The sequence below is a fragment of the Tenacibaculum sp. 190524A05c genome (genome assembly GCF_964036595.1).
Taxonomy (GTDB): Bacteria; Bacteroidota; Bacteroidia; order Flavobacteriales; family Flavobacteriaceae; genus Polaribacter; species Polaribacter platacis.
In genome coordinates this window covers 1,347,223-1,367,139 of the sequence record NZ_OZ038523.1, presented here as the reverse complement: position 1 = coordinate 1,367,139, position 19,917 = coordinate 1,347,223, and the positions used below count along the sequence as shown (strand labels likewise).

General features: G+C 30.0%; 18 protein-coding genes. 4 read left to right on the top strand and 14 right to left on the bottom strand.

Annotation, left to right across the window (positions count from 1 at the left end; genetic code table 11):
* Positions 1-38: 38 nt before the first annotated feature.
* The 5 genes from ABNT61_RS05750 to ABNT61_RS05730 form a co-directional block, all read right to left on the bottom strand.
* Positions 39-1,361 (bottom strand): peptidoglycan DD-metalloendopeptidase family protein, encoded by a 1,323-nt coding sequence (locus tag ABNT61_RS05750; protein ID WP_348745195.1) that lies wholly within the window; start codon positions 1,359-1,361, stop codon positions 39-41.
* Positions 1,354-1,737: a BlaI/MecI/CopY family transcriptional regulator gene (locus ABNT61_RS05745; protein WP_348713258.1), complete on the bottom strand. Its 384-nt coding sequence runs from the start codon at positions 1,735-1,737 to the stop codon at positions 1,354-1,356. Before ABNT61_RS05745 ends, ABNT61_RS05750 begins: the two co-directional genes overlap by 8 nt.
* A gap of 88 nt (positions 1,738-1,825) precedes the next feature.
* Positions 1,826-2,365 carry an RsmD family RNA methyltransferase gene (locus ABNT61_RS05740; protein ID WP_348713259.1) on the bottom strand — a complete coding sequence of 180 codons (540 nt, stop codon included), beginning with the start codon at positions 2,363-2,365 and terminating at the stop codon, positions 1,826-1,828.
* Complete coding sequence (locus ABNT61_RS05735; protein ID WP_348745194.1) at positions 2,366-3,193, bottom strand: DUF3822 family protein; 828 nt, start codon at positions 3,191-3,193, stop codon at positions 2,366-2,368.
* Entirely contained in the window at positions 3,168-3,905 is a 738-nt protein-coding gene (locus tag ABNT61_RS05730; protein WP_348724440.1) for a hypothetical protein, read from the bottom strand. The genes ABNT61_RS05735 and ABNT61_RS05730 overlap by 26 nt, the downstream gene beginning before the upstream one ends.
* Before the next feature lie 105 nt (positions 3,906-4,010).
* Between ABNT61_RS05730 and ABNT61_RS05725 the strand changes: the two genes are divergently transcribed.
* Positions 4,011-5,438, top strand: coding sequence for an ATP-dependent DNA helicase (locus ABNT61_RS05725; RefSeq protein ID WP_348745193.1), 1,428 nt, complete (start codon positions 4,011-4,013; stop codon positions 5,436-5,438).
* 77 nt (positions 5,439-5,515) lie between these two features.
* Entirely contained in the window at positions 5,516-8,014 is a 2,499-nt protein-coding gene (locus tag ABNT61_RS05720; RefSeq protein ID WP_348745192.1) for a PIG-L family deacetylase, read from the top strand.
* Between the two features lie 53 nt (positions 8,015-8,067).
* Here ABNT61_RS05720 and ABNT61_RS05715 read toward each other — a convergent pair whose 3' ends face one another.
* A complete protein-coding gene (locus tag ABNT61_RS05715) occupies positions 8,068-8,775 on the bottom strand; it encodes a response regulator transcription factor (RefSeq protein WP_348745191.1) in 708 nt (235 codons plus the stop codon).
* Positions 8,772-9,896 carry a sensor histidine kinase gene (locus ABNT61_RS05710; protein WP_348745190.1) on the bottom strand — a complete coding sequence of 375 codons (1,125 nt, stop codon included), beginning with the start codon at positions 9,894-9,896 and terminating at the stop codon, positions 8,772-8,774. The genes ABNT61_RS05715 and ABNT61_RS05710 overlap by 4 nt, the downstream gene beginning before the upstream one ends.
* Positions 9,897-10,107: 211 nt before the next feature.
* On the opposite strand from ABNT61_RS05710, the gene ABNT61_RS05705 reads away from it, so the two are divergent.
* Both ABNT61_RS05705 and ABNT61_RS05700 read left to right on the top strand, forming a co-directional pair.
* Complete coding sequence (locus ABNT61_RS05705; RefSeq protein WP_348745189.1) at positions 10,108-11,091, top strand: alpha/beta hydrolase; 984 nt, start codon at positions 10,108-10,110, stop codon at positions 11,089-11,091.
* Positions 11,092-11,191: 100 nt separating this feature from the next.
* Positions 11,192-12,910: a T9SS type A sorting domain-containing protein gene (locus ABNT61_RS05700; protein WP_348745188.1), complete on the top strand. Its 1,719-nt coding sequence runs from the start codon at positions 11,192-11,194 to the stop codon at positions 12,908-12,910.
* A gap of 73 nt (positions 12,911-12,983) precedes the next feature.
* Here ABNT61_RS05700 and ABNT61_RS05695 read toward each other — a convergent pair whose 3' ends face one another.
* The 7 genes from ABNT61_RS05695 to ABNT61_RS05665 form a co-directional block, all read right to left on the bottom strand.
* Positions 12,984-14,603, bottom strand: a complete 1,620-nt coding sequence (locus tag ABNT61_RS05695; protein WP_348745187.1) for a class I SAM-dependent methyltransferase — start codon at positions 14,601-14,603, stop codon at positions 12,984-12,986.
* A gap of 134 nt (positions 14,604-14,737) precedes the next feature.
* Positions 14,738-15,493, bottom strand: a complete 756-nt coding sequence (locus tag ABNT61_RS05690) for a hypothetical protein (RefSeq protein ID WP_348745186.1) — start codon at positions 15,491-15,493, stop codon at positions 14,738-14,740.
* On the bottom strand, positions 15,480-15,965 hold the full coding sequence (locus ABNT61_RS05685; protein WP_348745185.1) for a hypothetical protein: 486 nt from the start codon (positions 15,963-15,965) through the stop codon (positions 15,480-15,482). The genes ABNT61_RS05690 and ABNT61_RS05685 overlap by 14 nt, the downstream gene beginning before the upstream one ends.
* A gap of 231 nt (positions 15,966-16,196) precedes the next feature.
* A complete protein-coding gene (locus ABNT61_RS05680) occupies positions 16,197-16,958 on the bottom strand; it encodes a hypothetical protein (protein ID WP_348713272.1) in 762 nt (253 codons plus the stop codon).
* Between the two features lie 46 nt (positions 16,959-17,004).
* Positions 17,005-17,550, bottom strand: coding sequence for an NUDIX hydrolase (locus ABNT61_RS05675; protein WP_348745184.1), 546 nt, complete (start codon positions 17,548-17,550; stop codon positions 17,005-17,007).
* Between the two features lie 2 nt (positions 17,551-17,552).
* A complete protein-coding gene (locus ABNT61_RS05670; protein ID WP_348745183.1) occupies positions 17,553-18,749 on the bottom strand; it encodes an aminotransferase class V-fold PLP-dependent enzyme in 1,197 nt (398 codons plus the stop codon).
* Between the two features lie 73 nt (positions 18,750-18,822).
* The gene (locus ABNT61_RS05665; RefSeq protein WP_348745182.1) at positions 18,823-19,914 is read right to left on the bottom strand and encodes a M42 family metallopeptidase; all 1,092 of its coding nucleotides are present in this window, start codon (positions 19,912-19,914) and stop codon (positions 18,823-18,825) included.
* Between the last annotated feature and the right edge of the window lie 3 nt (positions 19,915-19,917).

The following is a 19,917-nucleotide window of genomic DNA, read 5'->3' as shown; positions in this document are numbered from 1 at the left end:
TTAATAATTAGTTTGGTTGAGTTACGGTTAGGATGATGTTATTCTATAAAGTCAATTGGATTGACATATTCCTTATTATGTTTAATTGAATAATGTAGGTGAGGACCTGTTACCATTCCTGTACTACCAGTATATCCGATAACTTCTCCTTTTTTCACGGTTTGATTTGGTTTGCAATTGAACTTGCTCAAATGAGCATATAATGTTTCATAACCATTTTCATGCTGAATGATTATAAGATTTCCCCATTTGTTTTCATAAGATGCATTTGAAATAACTCCATCTGCAGTTGCTACTATTGGAGTTCCGTTTGCAGCACGAAAATCGATTCCATTATGATGACGCATGGATTTTAAAATCGGATGTTTTGCCGGACCGAACTTTGCTGTAATATCTGCTTTAGTGATATTTTTTATCGGAGATATTGACGGTTTGGTGTCTTTATCCTTAGTGGTTTTGGGTAAAACTAAATCTGGAATAATACTATTCTGTTTGGTGAAAGAAACCATACATAGAAAAGCTAGAGGTAATAAAAGTAAATACTTCAGTTTTTGAATGGTATTTGATTTTGGTTTAGTAATCATTGTAATTCTTTTTTTAATTAAAGGATGTCTAAAATGACTGTATAAATTTGAACGAGATGTGTTTTCTATTTCTGTTTTAAGTAATCCTAAATACTTAGTAATATCAAGTTGTTGATTACGTAACACGTCTGAGTCTACCTGATATTCATGAATTGATTTAAGAGATTTTCCATAGTAATAAACAAAAGGATTAAACCAATAAAAGACTTTGTATATTTCAATAAAAAACAAGTCAATTGTGTGCTTATGAGCAATGTGTTTTTTCTCGTGTTCAAGAATAATATTATCAACTTGTTTAGTGTTGTTTTTAGGAATGAATATCCAATTAAAACATGAAAAAACTTCTTGAACATCTGAATATATGAGAGCGTAATTCTCTAGTTTTTTAACTTCTGAATTACGTTTCAAAGTATATATATCCAACAAAGATTTCACAAAAGAGAATAAAGAGAATAGTACACCTAAAATGTAAACATAGAATAGAAGATTGAGATAATTATAGCTCTTTTTAACATGAATCACATTTGTACTCCCATTCGAAATTTCAGTTGTAAAATTAGTGCCCATTTCTGTAAAGGCAGGTATTTCTATTGTATTTGTTGTAATTGGAATTACAGTAGAAGTATTAGCGACGTATAATGAAAAAGGTATGATCGCAATTAAGATGATTCTATTCAATTGATGAAAAGTGTGTTTACTTAGTATTAATTGAAATACTAAATAAAACAAGGTGAATACAATACTGGATTTGATTAGAAAAAGAATAATACTATTCATCTTTACCTTTTAAATGTTCTATTTTTTCTTCTATTAACCCTTTAATTTCTTCTAATTCAGAAAGATTTAAATCTTCATTTTTGGTAAAATACGAAGCAAATTTTCCAGAAGATCCATTGAAGAAACTAAAAATGATATCATTCATATATTCAGAGAAATATTTCTTTTTACTTACTAAAGGATAATATTCTCTGGTTTTGCCAAAAGTCTTGTAATCAATAAACTTTTTCTTAACTAGTACACGCACAACAGTGGAAATTGTGGTGTAAGCAGGTTTCGGATCAGGGAATTGTTCTACAATATCTTTTAGGAAAGCTTTTTTAAGTTTCCAGATATAATGCATGATTTGCTCTTCCGGTTTGGTCAGTTTGTTCATGCAACAAATATATAAAAGTTATTACTACAACTATAGTTATAGTAATAAAAAGTATGTTAAAATTATATTTGCTTAGGTTTTATAAGGGTTATTCTAGCTCAAAAAAGCTAAAAACACTACCTCCATAACGTTTTTGGTAACTTAATTTTGGGTGAGAAGTAAGATCGGTATGCTTAGAATGCTCAATAATTAATACTCCCTCTTCATTCAATAATTCTTTTTCAAATACTAAATCGGCAATCTTTAAAAATTGAGCAGCTTCGAAATCATAAGGAGGATCTGCAAAAATCACATCCGTTTTAATTGTAGTTTTCTCCAAGAATTTAAAAACATCGCTTTTAAAAGTTGTGATATCTAAATCTAACTCTTTAGAAATTTGATTAATGAACTTTACACAACCGTAATGTCCATCTACTGCGTAGATTGTTTCTGTACCTCGTGATGCAAATTCATAGCTTATGTTTCCAGTACCAGCAAATAAATCCAATACACTTATAGAGTCAAAATAGTATAGATTATTTAAAATATTAAATAAAGATTCCTTCGCCATATCTGTGGTAGGACGAACAGGCAAGTTTTTAGGTGCACTAATCCTTTTACTTTTATATTTTCCTGAAATTATTCGCATTTACGATAATAGAATATAGTTAGAATGTGGTTTAAAATGTTCTGATTCATCCAAGAAATTATAACTCGGTCTTAAGAAATCAACATTTCTGATGTACTCTTTGGTTAGAGTAAAATTAGTGAAATCTTTTGTGATGTTCCCTGAAAATAAAAGTTGAAACTCAGAAGGATCTAACTCTAATTGTTCTGAAACAAATAAAATATAATATAAAAAGTCTTCCTTAGAGTTGTATTGAAAAGAGTTATATAACCTTAATTGGTCATTTTTAAATACAACAATATCCAAGTATTTATGAGAAACATTCACATACATGGTATCTTCAATAGAAGCATCATGATTTGTAATGAATTGCTCTAAAAGAACTGTTGAATGATGTTTGAACTCAAATTCACCAAAGTTTTGAAATAAGAAATTGTTCACATTTACATATGGAATGTATACATTTTTAGCTTCAAGTGAAGGTAAATTATCAAAGGTGATATAATCAGATGAAAAGGTTTTAATATTAAAATCCAAATACGTTTTCAGATGATTTTCATCAAAGTAAGCATCTGGAATTTGAGTCGCTAATTGATTTTGATGTATAGCAATTATTTGATCAAACTCGATTTGTAATTCTTTTTCAGCTTCAAATATACTTTGGATTTTCTCTGATAGCTCGTGTGGAGTATCCATACTACTATCAAAGGTATATGTAGTCAATAATAGTATTTGACTACTCGGAATATCTTTTACACAAAAAGAAAATCCATCCAAACTAAATTGGATGGATAAACTTTTATGTTTAGATGAAATTTCTTCTTTATTCTTCTGAATCAGTTTTTGCATCTCCTTTATCGTAATATGGAGGCCAGTTACCACCAGTTGATACTTCTTCTAAAGATCCTACAGCTACAAAAGGTCCTTTAATTTGATCAGCTTCGATAGCTTCTAATTCTTGCTTTACTAAGTGATTTGGTAATCCTTTTAAGATTTCTTTCTTCTCAGTTTTTGCTTCAAAAACTGGTACAAAAAGACCTGTAATTTTCTCGATCTCACCTACAGCCATTTCAAATTCCTTATCAGTACCAGGAACACTAAACATTCCTTTATAGTCTCTGTCTTTGAAATATTTTAAAGCTGGCTCAAAACCTGTAGTATCAATTTTCTTTACAGAAATCTTTTTTGTAATTCCTCCACCTAATACAAGTTCTTTTTCAACGTTTACAGTTTCGGTAATTACTAAAGAATCAGTTTCAATGAAGTTAATTAAGCTATTTTTATCTTTTGCATATGCGCCTTTTGCATCTTTATATTTGATTTGCGCATCTCTAATTATTTTTAACTGATCAATAACTTTAGCGTAACGAACCTTCTTTTCTTTATTAAACTTAATTGGTTCCATTATTCCGTTATAGATCAAATAAACCAAATAACCTGCAGCTAACAATAATAATACAGAAATTAAACCTCTTAATTTTAATGGTACAAACTTTACTATTACAAAAGCTAAAAGGACTGCGACTACTATAGCTACTACAATCGTTACTAATAAATTCATTGTATCTAGATTTTTTTTATGATATGTACGCAAATCTACAATTTTTTTTCAATCATGAAAACAAATATTTAGAAATACACTTATCTTTGATTTTTTATTTGAAATATGATCAAGAATCCTGCCGATTTTTACAAAGAGTTACTTCAGAAATTTTCCTACGATCCAACAGAAAAACAATTAGAACTAATTAATGACTTGTCAAACTTTGTTTTTGATAAGAATAACCAGTCTTTATTCTTGTTGAAGGGATATGCAGGTACAGGAAAAACTACGGTGATTAGTACGATAGTTCATAGTTTATGGAAGGTTGGAAAAAAGGCAGTTTTATTAGCTCCAACTGGTAGAGCTGCAAAAGTAATTTCAGGATACTCTAAACGTCAGGCATTTACCATTCACAAGAAGATATATTTTCCTAAAAAACAGAGTAATGGAGGGGTTAGTTTTGTGATGCAACCTAACAAGCATAACAATACAATTTTTATTGTAGATGAAGCCTCTATGATTTCGGATCAAGTTCAAAATGCTAAGCTATTTGAAAACGGTTCTGTTTTAGATGATTTGATTTCATACGTTTATTCAGGAAAGAATTGCAAACTTCTATTTATCGGAGATACTGCTCAGTTGCCTCCAGTAAAGTTAGATATGAGTCCGGCCCTTGACGGAGATAAATTATCACTTAATTATAATAAAGATATTTCTGAGATTGAATTAGATGAAGTCGTTCGTCAGCAACAAGATTCGGGGATTCTTGCAAATGCAACAGATTTACGATTGCTCATACAAAACGAAGGAGTTGAGTTTAAGTTTGATGTGAACTATCCTGATATTATTAGATTGCAAGATGGATATGATATTCAAGATGCAATTACACAAGCTTATGATGGTGAAATCGGTGTAGAAGATACTGCCATTATTGTTCGTTCGAATAAAAGAGCAAACCAATATAATCAGCAAATACGAACTAAAATTCGTGGACAGGAAAATGAAATTTCAGTTGGTGATTATGTAATGGTAGTTAAAAATAATTACTTCTGGTTAAAAGATTCTTCATCGGCTGGTTTTATTGCAAATGGTGATACTTGTGAAGTAATGCGAATCATTCAGATTAAAGAGTTGTACGGTTTTAATTTTGCAGAAGTTGAAATTAGAATGATTGATTATCCTGATATGAAACCATTCGAAACAGTTTTATTGTTAGATACTTTAACAAGCGAAAGTCCATCTTTAACCTATGAAGAATCTAATAAGTTATATGAAGCTGTAAAGGAGGATTTTGCCCATGAAAAATCGAAATACAAACAATTCATGGGTGTTAAAAAGAACAAATTCTTCAACGCTTTACAGGTAAAGTTTTCTTATGCTATGACTTGCCATAAATCTCAAGGAGGTCAATGGAAAACAGTATTTATTGAACAACCTTATTTACCTGATGGTAGTAGCGTAGAATATTTACGTTGGTTATATACTGCGGTTACTCGTGCTCAGGAGAAATTATATTTAATAGGATTTAAAGACGATTATTTTATAGAATAAAGTGTTAGCATTTTGTTAAACTCGATTAGTTCATTATTAAAAAGAGTACATTTGTTAGTCAACATTAACTATTAAAAATGAACAAAAAGGCACTTATTTTTATTTCATTTTTGCTGATTTTTTCTTCAGCGATTGCACAAAAGCCCCAAAAGTTAACTACAAATCAGATTTACGAAAAAGTACAGAAACTTAATTTTTTAGGTTCTGCATTATATGTGGCTGCGCATCCAGATGATGAAAACACACGTTTAATTGCATATTTAGCAAATAACGTTAAAGCAAGAACAGCGTATTTATCTTTAACTAGAGGTGATGGAGGTCAAAATTTAATTGGTCCAGAAATTCGAGAATTATTAGGTGTTATTCGTACACAGGAATTATTAGCGGCCAGAGGAGTAGATGGTGGAGAACAACGATTTTCTAGAGCAAACGATTTTGGATATTCTAAACACCCAGAAGAAACGTTTAATATTTGGGATAAGGATAAAGTGTTATCAGATGTAGTTTGGGCAATAAGAAAATTTAAGCCAGATGTGATTATCAATCGTTTTAATCATAGAACACCAGGAACTACTCATGGACACCATACAGCTTCGGCGATGTTGAGTGTTGATGCTTTTGATTTAGCAGCAGATAAAACAAAATATCCAGAACAATTAAAGTATACTGAAACTTGGCAACCAAACCGTTTATTTTTTAATACTTCTTGGTGGTTTTATGGAAGTAGAGAAAACTTCGAAAAAGCTGATAAAAGCAAAATGTTAAACTTTGATATCGGGGTTTATTATCCACTAAAAGGAGTTTCAAATAATGAACTTGCTTCAATTGCAAGTAGCCAACATTTATGTCAAGGTTTTGGTAGATTAACAACTAGAGGAAGTCAAACCGAATGGGTTGAGTTTTTAAAAGGGGAATTTCCTAAAGATAAAAAAGACTTGTTCTCAGGAATTAATACCACATGGAATAGAGTAAAAGGTGGAGGAGAAATTGGAGATATTTTATATGATGTTGAGAAAAACTTTGACTTTGTAAATCCTTCAAAACATTTACCAAGTTTATTAAAGGCTTATGCTTTAATAGATAAGTTAAAAGACAAACATTGGAAAGCCATTAAGTCTGCAGAGATCAAAGAAATTATTGAAGCGTGTTCTGGTTTATATTTAGAAGCTTCAGCAAAAACTTCTAGTTCAACTCCAAATGCTTCAGTAAAAGTAGATTTTGAAGTGTTAAATAGAAGTAGTGTTTCAATGGATTTAACTTCTATAGAATGGTTGCCAGCTAATAAGACTGTTGCGAAAGACATTGATTTACTTGCGAATAAAAGACAAAACTTCACAGAAGATCTTTCTTTAGCAGGAATTGGATATTCTGATCCATATTGGTTAAAAGATAAGTGGGGATTAGGAATGTATACTGTGAAAAACCAAGAATTAATTGGTAAGCCAGAAACGCCAAGACCTGTTCAAGTGAAATTCAATTTAATGATTGAAGACACACCTATTTCATTCACGAAAAATGTGGTGAGAAGATATTCTCAACGTGATAAAGGAGAAATTTACGAGCCTTTTGAAGTGTTACCGAAAGTAACAACAAAATTAAAGGATAAAGTAATCATCTTCTCAGACGATAATACTAAGAAAATTGCGGTTGAAGTAAGATCAGGAGAAGCAAATATTCAAGGGAATGTTGCTTTAGAAGTACCAGAAGGATGGACAGTTACTCCAAACCAAGCTTCGTTTACAATTGAGCAAAAAGGAGATAAAAGAGTTGTAGATTTCACAGTTTCTCCTCCAAAAGGACAATCAGAAGGATATATTAAAGCTGTAGCTACAATTGACAACGCTACTTTTGATAAAGAATTAATAGAGATTAACTACAATCATATTCCAAAACAATCTGTTTTAATGCCATCTAAGGCGAAAATTGTTCGTTTGGATATCAGAAAAGAAGGGAAATCTATTGGTTATATTCAAGGTTCAGGAGATGCTGTTCCAGAAAGTTTACGTCAAATTGGTTATACAGTAACGGAAGTTTCGCCGGAAAGTATTAATGAAAACTCTTTAGGAGGTTTTGATGCAGTAGTTGTTGGGATTAGAGCATACAATACAAAGAAAGTTTTACAGTTTAAGCAAAAACACTTGCTAGAATATGTGAAAAATGGTGGTAATGTAATTGTTCAGTACAATACGAATAGGAGAGTTGATGTAAAAGCTCCTTATACCTTAAAATTATCTAGAGATAGAGTTACTGATGAACATGCTAAAGTAACCATGTTAGCAAAGGATCATGGAGTTTTAAACTATCCGAATAAGATTGAAGCTAACGATTTTGAAGGTTGGGTTCAAGAAAGAGGATTGTATTTCCCGAACAACTGGAGTTCAGAATACGAACCTATTTTAGCAATGAATGATAAAGGTGAATCGGCTAAAAAAGGAAGTTTGTTAGTAGCAAAATATGGTAAAGGAAATTATATCTATACAGGATTAAGTTTCTTTAGAGAATTACCTGCGGGTGTTCCTGGAGCATATAAATTATTCGCTAATTTACTTTCCTTAAAAGAAAATGAAATAAAATAAAAGTTTATCATATTTCATAAAAATGCCCGAATCAATTCGGGCATTTTTTGTTTCTAAGAATTTATATTATTTATTAATTGGTTAATACTGTTTTTATAGGTTTGGCCAATCGGAATTTTATAATCTTGAATATGAATTCGATTTCCTTGAATACTTGTTATATGTTCAATTGTAACTAGAAATGATTTATGAACTCTTAGTACATTATGCTTAGATAGAATAGTTTCTAAAGTTGAGATTTTTTCATGAATAACAATCATTTTCTCCTTAGAATATACTTTTACATAATTACCATAAGCTTCAACAAATAAAATATCCTTAATTTGAATTTGATGATGAACTTTATCTCCTTTCAAAAATATACTTCCATTTTTAACTTCACTTACGGTTTCTGAAATAGTCGAGTTCATCTTGTTGTTTTCGTTTACTTTATTAACAGCTTTTAAAAATCGAGATAAAGAGAAAGGTTTAAGTAAATAATCAACTACGTTAAGTTCATATCCTTCTAAAGCAAAATCTTTATAAGCAGTAGTTACAATAACTTTTGGAGGTTGAGCCAATGATTTCAGAAATTCGAAACCTGTAATTTTTGGCATTTGAATATCCAGAAATATTAAATCGACTTTTTGCTTGATAATAATTTCTGAAGCTTCAAGAGCATTATATGCATTCCCAACTTTGTGTAGTAAAGGAAGTTCATTACAATAATTCTCTAATATGCGATGCGCAATTGGCTCATCATCAATAATTACATAATTCATAGGGTTTCAATATATAAACTTAACTCGTACTCGTTGTCGGTTATATTGATGTTTAATTTGTGTTTATTCGGATACATAATAGCTAATCGTTGTTTGAAATTATCTAAACCAATTCCTTTATGATTAGCATTTGTTGATGCATAATTATTCTTCACACTAAAAAATATATGAGATTTTCCTGTTTTAATTTCAATTTCTAAAAAAGCATTTTCTGTTAAACTATCAATTCCATGTTTAAAAGCATTTTCTAGAGGAATTACCAGTAATATTGGCGCTATTTTTTGAGGGATTTCAATTTCCTTTTTGAATGAAATGTCTACTTTTTTATTATATCTAATTTTAGATAATTCAATGTAGTCTTCAATATATTTGATTTCTTCTTCTAAGTCAACAAAATCAGATTTCCCTTCATAAATCGTATATCTCATAATATCTGATAACTTCAAAATCATTTCTGGAGCATGGTCGGATTTTTCAATAACCAAACCATAAAGATTATTTAAGGTGTTGAAAAAGAAGTGCGGATTGATTTGGCTCTTCAGTAATATCAATTCGTTTTTAGTTTGATTTACTTTTAAATTCATATACCATTTCCATTGATAATAACCCCAGAGTAAAATCATCATAGAAATAGAAAGAATAAAATAACCAGTAACCACAAAACTATAATCTTCAGCATAATTTGGTTTTCCTCTGAAAATAAAGAAGTAAGTGATAACTCCTCCGTAAGATAATAGTATAAGAATTTGATACTTTTTAAAAAATTGCGGAATTATGAAATAGCTAATTCCCATCCAAAACAGAATTAATGCTGGAATACTTATTGGGTTATTCGGTATTTGAAAATAATATTCTGCAATTGCGCTTAAGCAAAGTAAACCTAAAACTCCTAAAATTTTATAAATGGAAAATTTAGATACTAAAACATGAAGAGTTAACCAGCATAACACAAAACAAACACTATTGATTGCTATATAAACTTCAGGTATAACTGATTCTGGATTGATAATAAAACCTCCAGAAAATCCAACTATTAAAAATATAACTACAGAAAGAAAACCAGCTATAATTATAGATTTAATAGTATTTGTTGAGAGTTGAATTCCTTGAGTTTTTATCATGAATAGATTTTAATGATATAAAAGTACTAATTGAAGTAGATCTTACAAATTATCTTGATGAACACGGAGTTTTTTTAACCCAATACCTAAATTTTATTAATGAATTGATTTTCCTTCTATAAGTATTGTGTTTATTGAAAATATCAGTCAGTTTATCAACTAAAATAGTTCAATGAGATATCGTGGAATATGTTTGCTCAAAACAATTTATATGAAAATAATTAAAACGATTATCAAGAAACTTTTTAAGTATTTAGGGATTCTATTTGCAATCATAATTTTCTCTGGATTACTTTTTCGAATGTTTGGCCCAAACCCTAATAAACCTTTAGGAGAATTGATCGAGGTGAACGGAGTAAACTTCCATGTTCACACTACAGGAAAGAAAAGTAAGAAGCCAACAGTAATTATTGAAGGTGGAGGAGGAGTATCAACAGAATACTTTCATTGGTTAAATGAAGGATTGAAAGACAGTTTAAGAGTTTTTCGTTATGATAGAGCAGGAGTAGGTTATAGTGATTTGAATACAACACCACGAAATCCTGAAACTATTGCCAAAGAATTACATGAGTTATTAGAACAGTCTGGCGAATCTCCACCATACATTATTGCTGGGCATTCTTTAGGAGGACCATATATGAGAGTGTTCACTGAGTTATATCCAGATGAAGTAAAGGGATTAGTTTTTATGGATGCCACACATCCAGAACAAGTTGAACGATTTAATGCAGCACCAAAGGATTCTTTTCGTTTTAAATCTGCTGTCTGGGGAATTAATGTAGCCATATTTTTTGCAGATGTTGGTGTGTTAGGGTTATTACAAAGTTTTACAGATCCTGTTTTTTCTGCTAAAGGTTTACCAGATGAATTAAATGAAAGAACTAAAGATTTTTTGTTGAATGGTAAAAGTTTGAGAGGCTACAGAAATGAAATTAATAATTATCATTCCACTTTAAAAAGAGTACAGCAACCAGTGGATTTTGGAAATATGCCAATTCGTGTTATTACTGCTATTGGAGAGCAAAAAATAGAGTTAAATAATCATCTTAAAAAGATAATTGCGGCTCATAAAGAATACACCGAATGGTCATCAGATGGAAAACAAATCTTGATTAATGGAAACCACCAAACCATTTTTACACTGAAAGAGAATGCTGATATTATTTGTGAGGAAATATTAAAATTAATAAAATAATAATAGTATAAATGTTGATTTTAATGCCACTTAGATTACCCAAAAAAATATTAATTTTGTTATGTAAGAATTAGAATCAAATAACTTTAATTTCTGTGTTATGAAAAAATCAATTATTTTATTTATTGTCTTATTGCTGTGTTTTAATTTATGTGCACAATCAATAATTTGGGGAGAAAGTATTGGCGGTCACACAAGTGATATGCCTATAGATTTAGATAAAACTTCGAATGGTGTTCTATTGACAACAACAACGAATAATAGAATTAAAGGACTACATAAATATGATTCGGAGGGGAATTTAGTTTGGCAGTTTGATCTTTTTGAGAGTCTACCAAAAGGAGAGTATTCTGATTATGAATTCATTGAGAGTGAAGTTGATGAGAACGATAACATATATGTGATTTTAAATTTCAATGAGAGTACAACAGAAATAGGCGATATTACAATTAATTATGGAGTGTCTTTATTAAAAATTAGTTCTGAAGGAAATGTTCTATGGTCTCAAAAAATTGCAGATCAGATTAGTGTAACAGATATGAGTTTAATGTATAGTAATGGCAATGTATATCTGTTAGGGAATTTTTTGAAAACTGCGAATATAAATGATAAAATTACTTTAACGAGTAAGCAATATTGGGATTGTTATTCCAGAATTTATCGCTATGGTATGGATTATTATCTCGCTAAATTCGATATTGAAGGAAACTTATCAAAAGTAGTTAGTTTTGGATCAGAGTATCATGATTATGTAGCAAGTGCTACAATTGATGAAAATTCTAATATATATTTTACAGGAGGATCAGAATTTCATACTTGTACAACAAGATATACTCATATTACCAAGTATAATTCGGATTTAGAGCTACAATGGGAAAAAGTCATAAGTAAAGAAGAAAATAATTCTCAACTAATTTATCCTTCGAATATTTATTATTCAAAATTATCAAATAAGTTATACTTATGGGGATATAATTTATTAGGTGTTATTCATGATGAATATCAAATTCCAGCGTCTCCATGTTCTTCTTATAGCAGTGGAGTTGGAGCAGGAGCAAATTTAATGGAGTTTACTGTGAATGAAGGTAAGTTTATTAAGTATCGTCATTTTGCAAACTGCACATCAAATAGTGTATGGCAGGTTGGGGGTACTTATGAAAGAATTACGACAAATAAGGCCGGTATTGTTGAAGTAGAAGATAGTTTAATTATATTATCTAGTATTCATGGTAGTATGGAGTTCGATAATGGTCAATTTGAATCTACTTACGTAATAAGTCAATATAATGAGAAGATTTGGGATGAGAATTTATTCCTAATGAAGGTAAATAAGGAAAATTTTAACTCCGAATTTATTGAGAAATTTTACGGTGATCGTGTCTATGAAAATGGACCTTCAATTGATAATCCATTTAAGATTATCTTAGAAGACAATAACATATATTTATCTGCTTTTTTTGAATGTAGTCCAATCAACGTTTTTGATACAACTATAGTAAATAATAGTGGTAATAATGATTCAGACATTTTAATTTCAAAAATTAACTTGAGTAATACATTGTCTATTAATGAGAATGTTACTTTGTCTAAATTTAAAATATACCCAAATCCAGCAAAACATAATGTTATTATAACTAATCCTAATGATTTCATTAAATATGTGAAAGTTTATTCTATTACAGGAAGTTTAGTTCAAACAAATATCGCCAATAGTAATGATATCAACATTAATATTTCTGATTTATCAAACGGTTTATATTTCTTTAATATTAAGACGAATAATGGGACTAGCACAAAAAAAGTTTTAATAAATAGATGATGTTTATTTAAAAATATGCAGTTACCCCATAGGATGATAAAAATATAGTTTAATAAATATTTAAAACAGTAGACTAACTTCTATTAAAGAACAAATTAATAGAAACGGTTGCTAAATCTGAATTTGGAAATTTTCTAAAGGATGAATCATCCGAAGTCAAACCGATTTCTTCCATTGCCTTCATGTATTCGTCAATTTCAATAATATATTGATCAGAATATCCATGTGTTGCATCGTAAGCCGTGGCCGCAGTTTTACCGATATTTTCCTTTACCAGCTCTGGTTTTGAAGTATGTAATTCAATCAGTAATAAACCGAATTTACTAACAAACGGTTTCCATTTGTTAAAGTGTTGTTTCAAAGATTCAATAACTAGGTTGTTGTTAATACGAACTCCACGATAAGCATAAGCTCCAGAACAATCGGTAGAAGCAATTTTTCCATTCAATTTCGGTTCTTCCCAAATTCGGTTATGATCTAAAAATGTTCTTACATTCAGTAAATCTGATAAATCGATTCCGTATTTTTCGTTTAAATCTTTCGACATTGCAGCTGGATTTCCAATATCACCCCAAATTACTTTTGCCCAAATATCTGCTTGAACTAAATTCTTTCTTGTAATTTTTAGAGCAGCTTCGTTATAATCAACTCCAATCAATAATAATGGATAATCTTCTAAGACTTTTCCACGTTCGGTTTGATTTTCAATTACATTGAATAAGTGTTTTAAAAATGCTCCATTACCACAACCCACATCTAAAATTCCTTTGGGTTGTTCTTGGATTGGTTTGTTGAATAGTTTTATAATAATTTCATCAATTACCTTAAAATATGAAGCATGGGCACCACCACTTCCCCAAACATTCATTTCTCTATCTACATGAATTTCTTCATTACCAATTCCTTCTGATCTAAAAATTGTAGGATCACCAAAAATGAATTTATCGAGTTTTCTTAAGGTTGGAATGTAAGATACTGTTACACCATAAGCACTTGCTCTTCTTGCAAAAAATAAACCTTTATCCGTGAATTCATACGATTCTCCTGTTTTTGAAAACCATCCTAAATACGTTAATATGTCAAGCAATCGACCAAAGTTTTCTGGATCTTTATGAAACTCTTCTGCTTTGAATTTTGTTTGCATAAAGTATTTATGAAACATTCCTTTCATTCCCAATAGAACTAAAGTCGGACCAACGATAATTCCTTCAATATGCGATAAAATTTGATGTTGAATATTAGAAGTCTTTTCATCCTCAGAAATGGCAACACCAAAATTGTTTTTATAATTGTTGAATAAACTTTCTAGTTTTCTAAAAGGTTCAATTTCAAACTTACGAGAACTATATTTCTCAGAGAATTTTAATAATTCTGAAGCCTCTTTATACATGTGAAAGTGAGAGAATGCAATTTCAGATAATTCATTAGTAGAAATTGTTACAGAGTTTGAATTATTATCTACTTTATATGCTAACCAACCTTGAGAAGCAAAAGTTCGTAGTGCAACATTTAAATATCCTTCATTCGCTTTAAAAGCTTTAGAAAGATCAGTTAAGTCGCATGTTTTTTCTTTTAATAAATGTGTTGTAATTCCTTTGTGATGTAATTCATAAGCTGCAGGGCAGGTTACAATACCATCTAAGTGGCGAAATAATTTTCCTCTTAGTTCAGATTTCTCTTGTTTTGAAAGCATTTATTAAAAGTTTATGGGTTAGGTTGTTGTGTATTAAATTAAAAAAATAACCTGAATAATTAGATATTTAATCATAAAAAAACTCACCTTAAAAAGATGAGTTTTGATTTTTTATTGAAAATAGAAGGATTGAATTACTCCTTTTTTACTTTCTTAGAATCTATTAAAGCTATTAGTTTAGTTAAAGCACTTTTAATAGAATTTGATTCTGTCTTATTTAGCATTAAACTCGCTTTTTCCTTAAGAGAATCGTATTTTGCATTAGGATAAAGTTCTACTAAATCTGTGAAATATTTTGAAATTCCATTAGCATAAATATCTTGTTCCTTTTTTGTCAAAGATTTTTCTTCATTTACTAAACTCAAGTAATATGTATAATTTGTAGTAAGTGTATTCACATTAGAGTTTACAAGATTTCTTATCTCTTTAGAATTAGGATCATCCGAACCTTCTATAATTTCATCATTACCTAGTTTGAAATATCTCAGCTGTAACCCTAGTCCAAACTGCCAAACAGCTAACATTTCCTTTCCATAGACATACATGTCTTTTCTATCTCTCTCTTGATAGATTGATGACATATCTTTCCAGTGGGAAAAGAATTCAGTAGCAACTTTGTTTTTATGTTTTAAACCTAATTCAGTATCGTCAAGAACTACTTGGAAGTTTTGTTCGTCAGTTAGTTTTTGAACAATTATTCGTTGTTCGGGATCGTCAAATGTTGGTTTCTTTTCATCGTTTAAATATCCAAATCTTAAATCAAGAATAGCTTTGTCATAATCATTTAAATCCCAGAATCTTTTTTCAATTGGAAATTTGTGTTTTTCTTCTGCACAATTTGCAAATCCAATAGCAATTAAAAGTATTAGTATTACTTTATTTTTTTTCATGTAATGTAATTTTTGATTTTTTAAAATGATTCAGCAAAGTTAATAAACTATCTATTTCTCTTTCATATCGTTTTTGTTCGCTATGTACATAACTGTGAAACGTGTTATAGTCATATTCTTGTTGATATTTACTTTCTTCTTTTTCAATAGAATTGAGAATATAATCTATATTACTTTTATTTTTAGTCTTCAATTTAGAAATTCTTTCTTTGGCTTTTCTTACAAAAAGCTCGGTAATCTTGAAGTGATATTTTTCATGACTTAAAAGGTCTTTACTATAAGTCTTTTTATTATAAACGAATGATCTCGAAGGATGAAAAAGTGCATCTATAGAAACTGAATCTTCCTCTATATCTGAATCAATACTAGTAACTATATATGCAAACCTTGTATTTCCGTATAAAGACTTTTTAAAGAAATTTAATCCTTTAAAATTTTCAAAAGTAATTTTATCGTATTCACTAAATTTCATTGGTTTTTGATAATTTAAATAATTAGTATGACTAATTATAATAAAGAAAACCAATGAAGGTATTAGCACAAGCATACTAATTTTTAAAAAACGATATAACTTTTTTAAGGGTAGTTTATTCCCTTTTTTACTTTCTCTTATTACAATCGTAAGTTGATAAAAAATAGGAGAGAAGTAAATTAAAAGAATTAAAGCAGCGACTAAATTTTCATTCAAATGAGTAAAGTTTTACTATGCATTCGTTTGCTTCAACTTGATAAAGTTGATTGATTCTAATAAGGCAGTTAAAGAAGTTTTAATTTCTTTTGATTTAATTTTCTTCAAAACTGCATTTGCTTTCTTTTCAACACGAGCGTAATCAGCTTCAGGATGTTGCATGATTAATTCTGTGAAATACGTGTCAATTCCTTTAATGAAAAACTCCTTTTCGTTTTCATAAAAAGCATCTTCATCACGAATTAAATCCATGTAATTACTAAAGTTTTTCACTAATTCATTCATGTTATGATTAATTCTATTAATCACTTTTTCATCATTTGCATTTGCAGAAAAAGTACGGATTGCATTATCCCCCACAGTAAAGTAATCCATATGAAATTGTAAACCAAAATGCCAAACAGAAAGTAATTCTTTCCCATAAACATACTTGTCATTAACATCTTTTTGGTTGTAAATACCAGTCATGTTTTTCCATTGATCAAAGAAATCATGCGCAAACTTATTTCTTTGTCTAATGTTGATTGTAGTATCGTCTAAAATTACTTTATAATTTTGCTTATCAATTAGCTTTTGAACGATAATTCCTTTCTCTAAATTATCTAAAGTTGGTTTGGTTTCATTGTCTTGATAACCATAACGTAATTCTCTAATAATTTGATTGTAATCATTGATATCCCAGTATTGTTTTTCAACAGGGAATTCGTGACTTCTTCCTGTACAATTGAAAAGTGGTAAAGTACATATGAATAAAAGTAATAGCTTACTGATTTTCATGGTGTTAATAGTTTAGTTTTTAAATTATGCCGCAAAAGTAATTAAACTATCTGTTTAACAAAGAATTAATTGCATTAAAAACCGAATTATAATATGCACTATACTCTGGTAAAAGTACATTCTCATATTGAGAAGTGTTATTTAAAATATCTAAATCAAAAAGTTTCAATTCCGCTACTTCACTTTCTTGAATCCTAAGAGCTGAAACAGGAACGGTTAACTCAGAAATAAATACATGATGGAATTCATTATCTATAATCCCATTAGCATGATTTACTTGATGTTTTCGTGTTCCTATTTTAATTAGGTTCTCGGGAAGAATATTAAATCCGATTTCTTCGTCAACTTCACGAAGAGCAGCTGTTTCTATAACCTCTCCGGCAGCTATATGTCCGGCAACGGAAATATCCCATAAACCAGGAAACACTTTTTTAGTTAAAGCTCTTTTCTGAAGTAATATTTTTCCTTCTTTCGTAAACAACCAAATATGAACCGTAGGGTGGAAGTAGCCAAATTTATGAGCTTCAGATTTTAAACAGGTTTTACCGGTATAATTTCCTTGTTCATCAACAATATCAATTAATTCATCCATAATTAAGCTAATTCAGTAATAATACAATTAGTTAGTTTTTCTATGTCTTTTTCAGTATTGAATACGTGACATGATATACGAATATAATTTCCTCTAAAGGAAACAAAGATGTTTTCTTTCGCTAATCTCTTTTTCAAAGAAACAAGGTTTATTGAAATAGGCATTTCAACGCCGAATAAATGTTTGGCTCTAAAGTCTGAATCTTCAATAAAGCAACCAGCTTCTTTTAATTTGGAGACACTTGATGAAGTAATTATTTCACAGTAGTTTTGAATATCCATTTGCTTCCATCGCAATAATTCTGTTAAAGCAGCAATTTGCATTTCAACATAAATAAAACTTCCATGTTCACCTACCGAATATCGATTAGCAAGTGGTTTGTATTCCGATTGATAATTGGTTAAACCACTTAAATTTTCGCTATCTAACCTGTTTGTCCAGTTCTCTTCAATTGGATTTCCATTATCAAAATAAGAACCAAAATAGGCATAAGCACATCCATATGGTCCAAATAACCATTTGTATCCAGCACAAATTAAAGCATCGGGCTGAATTTCTTTCACGGAAAAAGGTAAAGCTCCAACAGATTGACTTCCGTCTATAATTAATAAAGAATTGTGTTCTAAAGTCTTTTTTCTAATAGCTTTTACATCGAATAATGTTCCATTCGCCCAATGAATATTTCCCATTGCTACGACTGCTGTTTTATCAGAAATTGCGTTTAAAATATTTTCGTTCCATTGTTTTCCTTTGCCTTGAATAGCATCTGGTTGTTTTGCAATTTTAATAACAGCTTTATATCGTTGCGCTAGTTTCTCCCAAACATAATAGTTGCTAGGGAATTGTTCTTCAACTAAAACTATTTCATCTCCTTCCTGAAATTGAATATTATTAGCAACTGTTGAAAGGCCGTAAGACACTGAAGGAATACAAGCAATACGGTTATAATCTTCGACTTCAACTATTTCAGCAAAAAGTTTTTTCAGTTGTATTATAGGATCAAAATAACGAGAAGTAGTAATTAAGTAAGGTCGAGTTTTCTCTTTTACTGCTTTTATTCCTGCAGTTTCACTTGATTTAAATGATGGAGATTGACTCGCTATATTAAGATAGGTTATTTCTTCAGGAATATCGAATAAATGCTTTTGGTTGCTTAAGCTCATATTAGATGTATTTTCCATAAAAATAAAAAATGTCATTCTGAACAGTTGTTAAATCTTTCCTAGATTTTCGAACTTGTTCAAAATGACACAATACTATGTTTGTTGTTATTTATTTGAAGTAAGAGAAATCTTCTCCGTTTTCAATTTTTAATAACGCGTGATAAATCATTTTAATAACGTTTTCAACATCTTCTCTGTGTACCATTTCTACAGTTGTATGCATATAACGAAGTGGTAAAGAAATTAATGCAGAGGCAACACCACCATTACTGTAAGCGAAAGCATCTGTGTCTGTTCCAGTAGATCTTGATAATGCAGAACGTTGGAATGGAATATCATTTTCTTCAGCTCCTTCAATAATTAAATCTCTTAACTTTTGTTGAACTGCTGGTGCATATGCAATTACTGGACCTTTACCAATTTCTTGATGACCTTGCTTTTTCATGTCAATCATTGGCGTAGTAGTATCATGAGTTACATCAGTTACAATAGCTACATTTGGCTGAATTGTTTCTGTAATCATTTCGGCACCACGTAATCCAATTTCTTCTTGAACAGAATTTGTAATGTACAATCCAAATGGAAGTTTCTTTTTGTTTTCGTGTAATAAACGAGCAACTTCTGCAATCATAAATCCACCCATTCTATTGTCTAAAGCACGACAAACAAATTTGTTTTCATTTAAAATATGAAACTCATCCGGATACGTAATAACGCAACCTACATGAACTCCAAGAGCTTCAACTTCTTCTTTGTTTGAACATCCTACATCAATAAAAATGTTGTCTGGTTTTGGTGGAGTTTCTTTTCCTTTATCTCTCGTGTGAATAGCTGGCCATCCAAAAACTCCTTTTACAATTCCGTTTTTAGTATGAATATTAACCACTTTACTTGGAGCAATTTGATGATCACTACCACCGTTTCTTACCACATAAATAAGTCCTTTATCAGAAATATAATTTACATACCAAGAAATTTCATCAGCATGACCTTCAATTACTACTTTATATTTTGCATCTGGATTGATAACTCCAACTGCACTACCATAAGTATCTGTAATAAATTCATCAACATACGGTTTTAAGTAGTCCATCCAAATTTTTTGACCTTCCCACTCATAACCTGTTGGAGCTGCATTATTTAAATATTTCTCTAAAAAATCAATTGAATCTTTAGTTAATATGGTTTTATTTTCTGACATAAT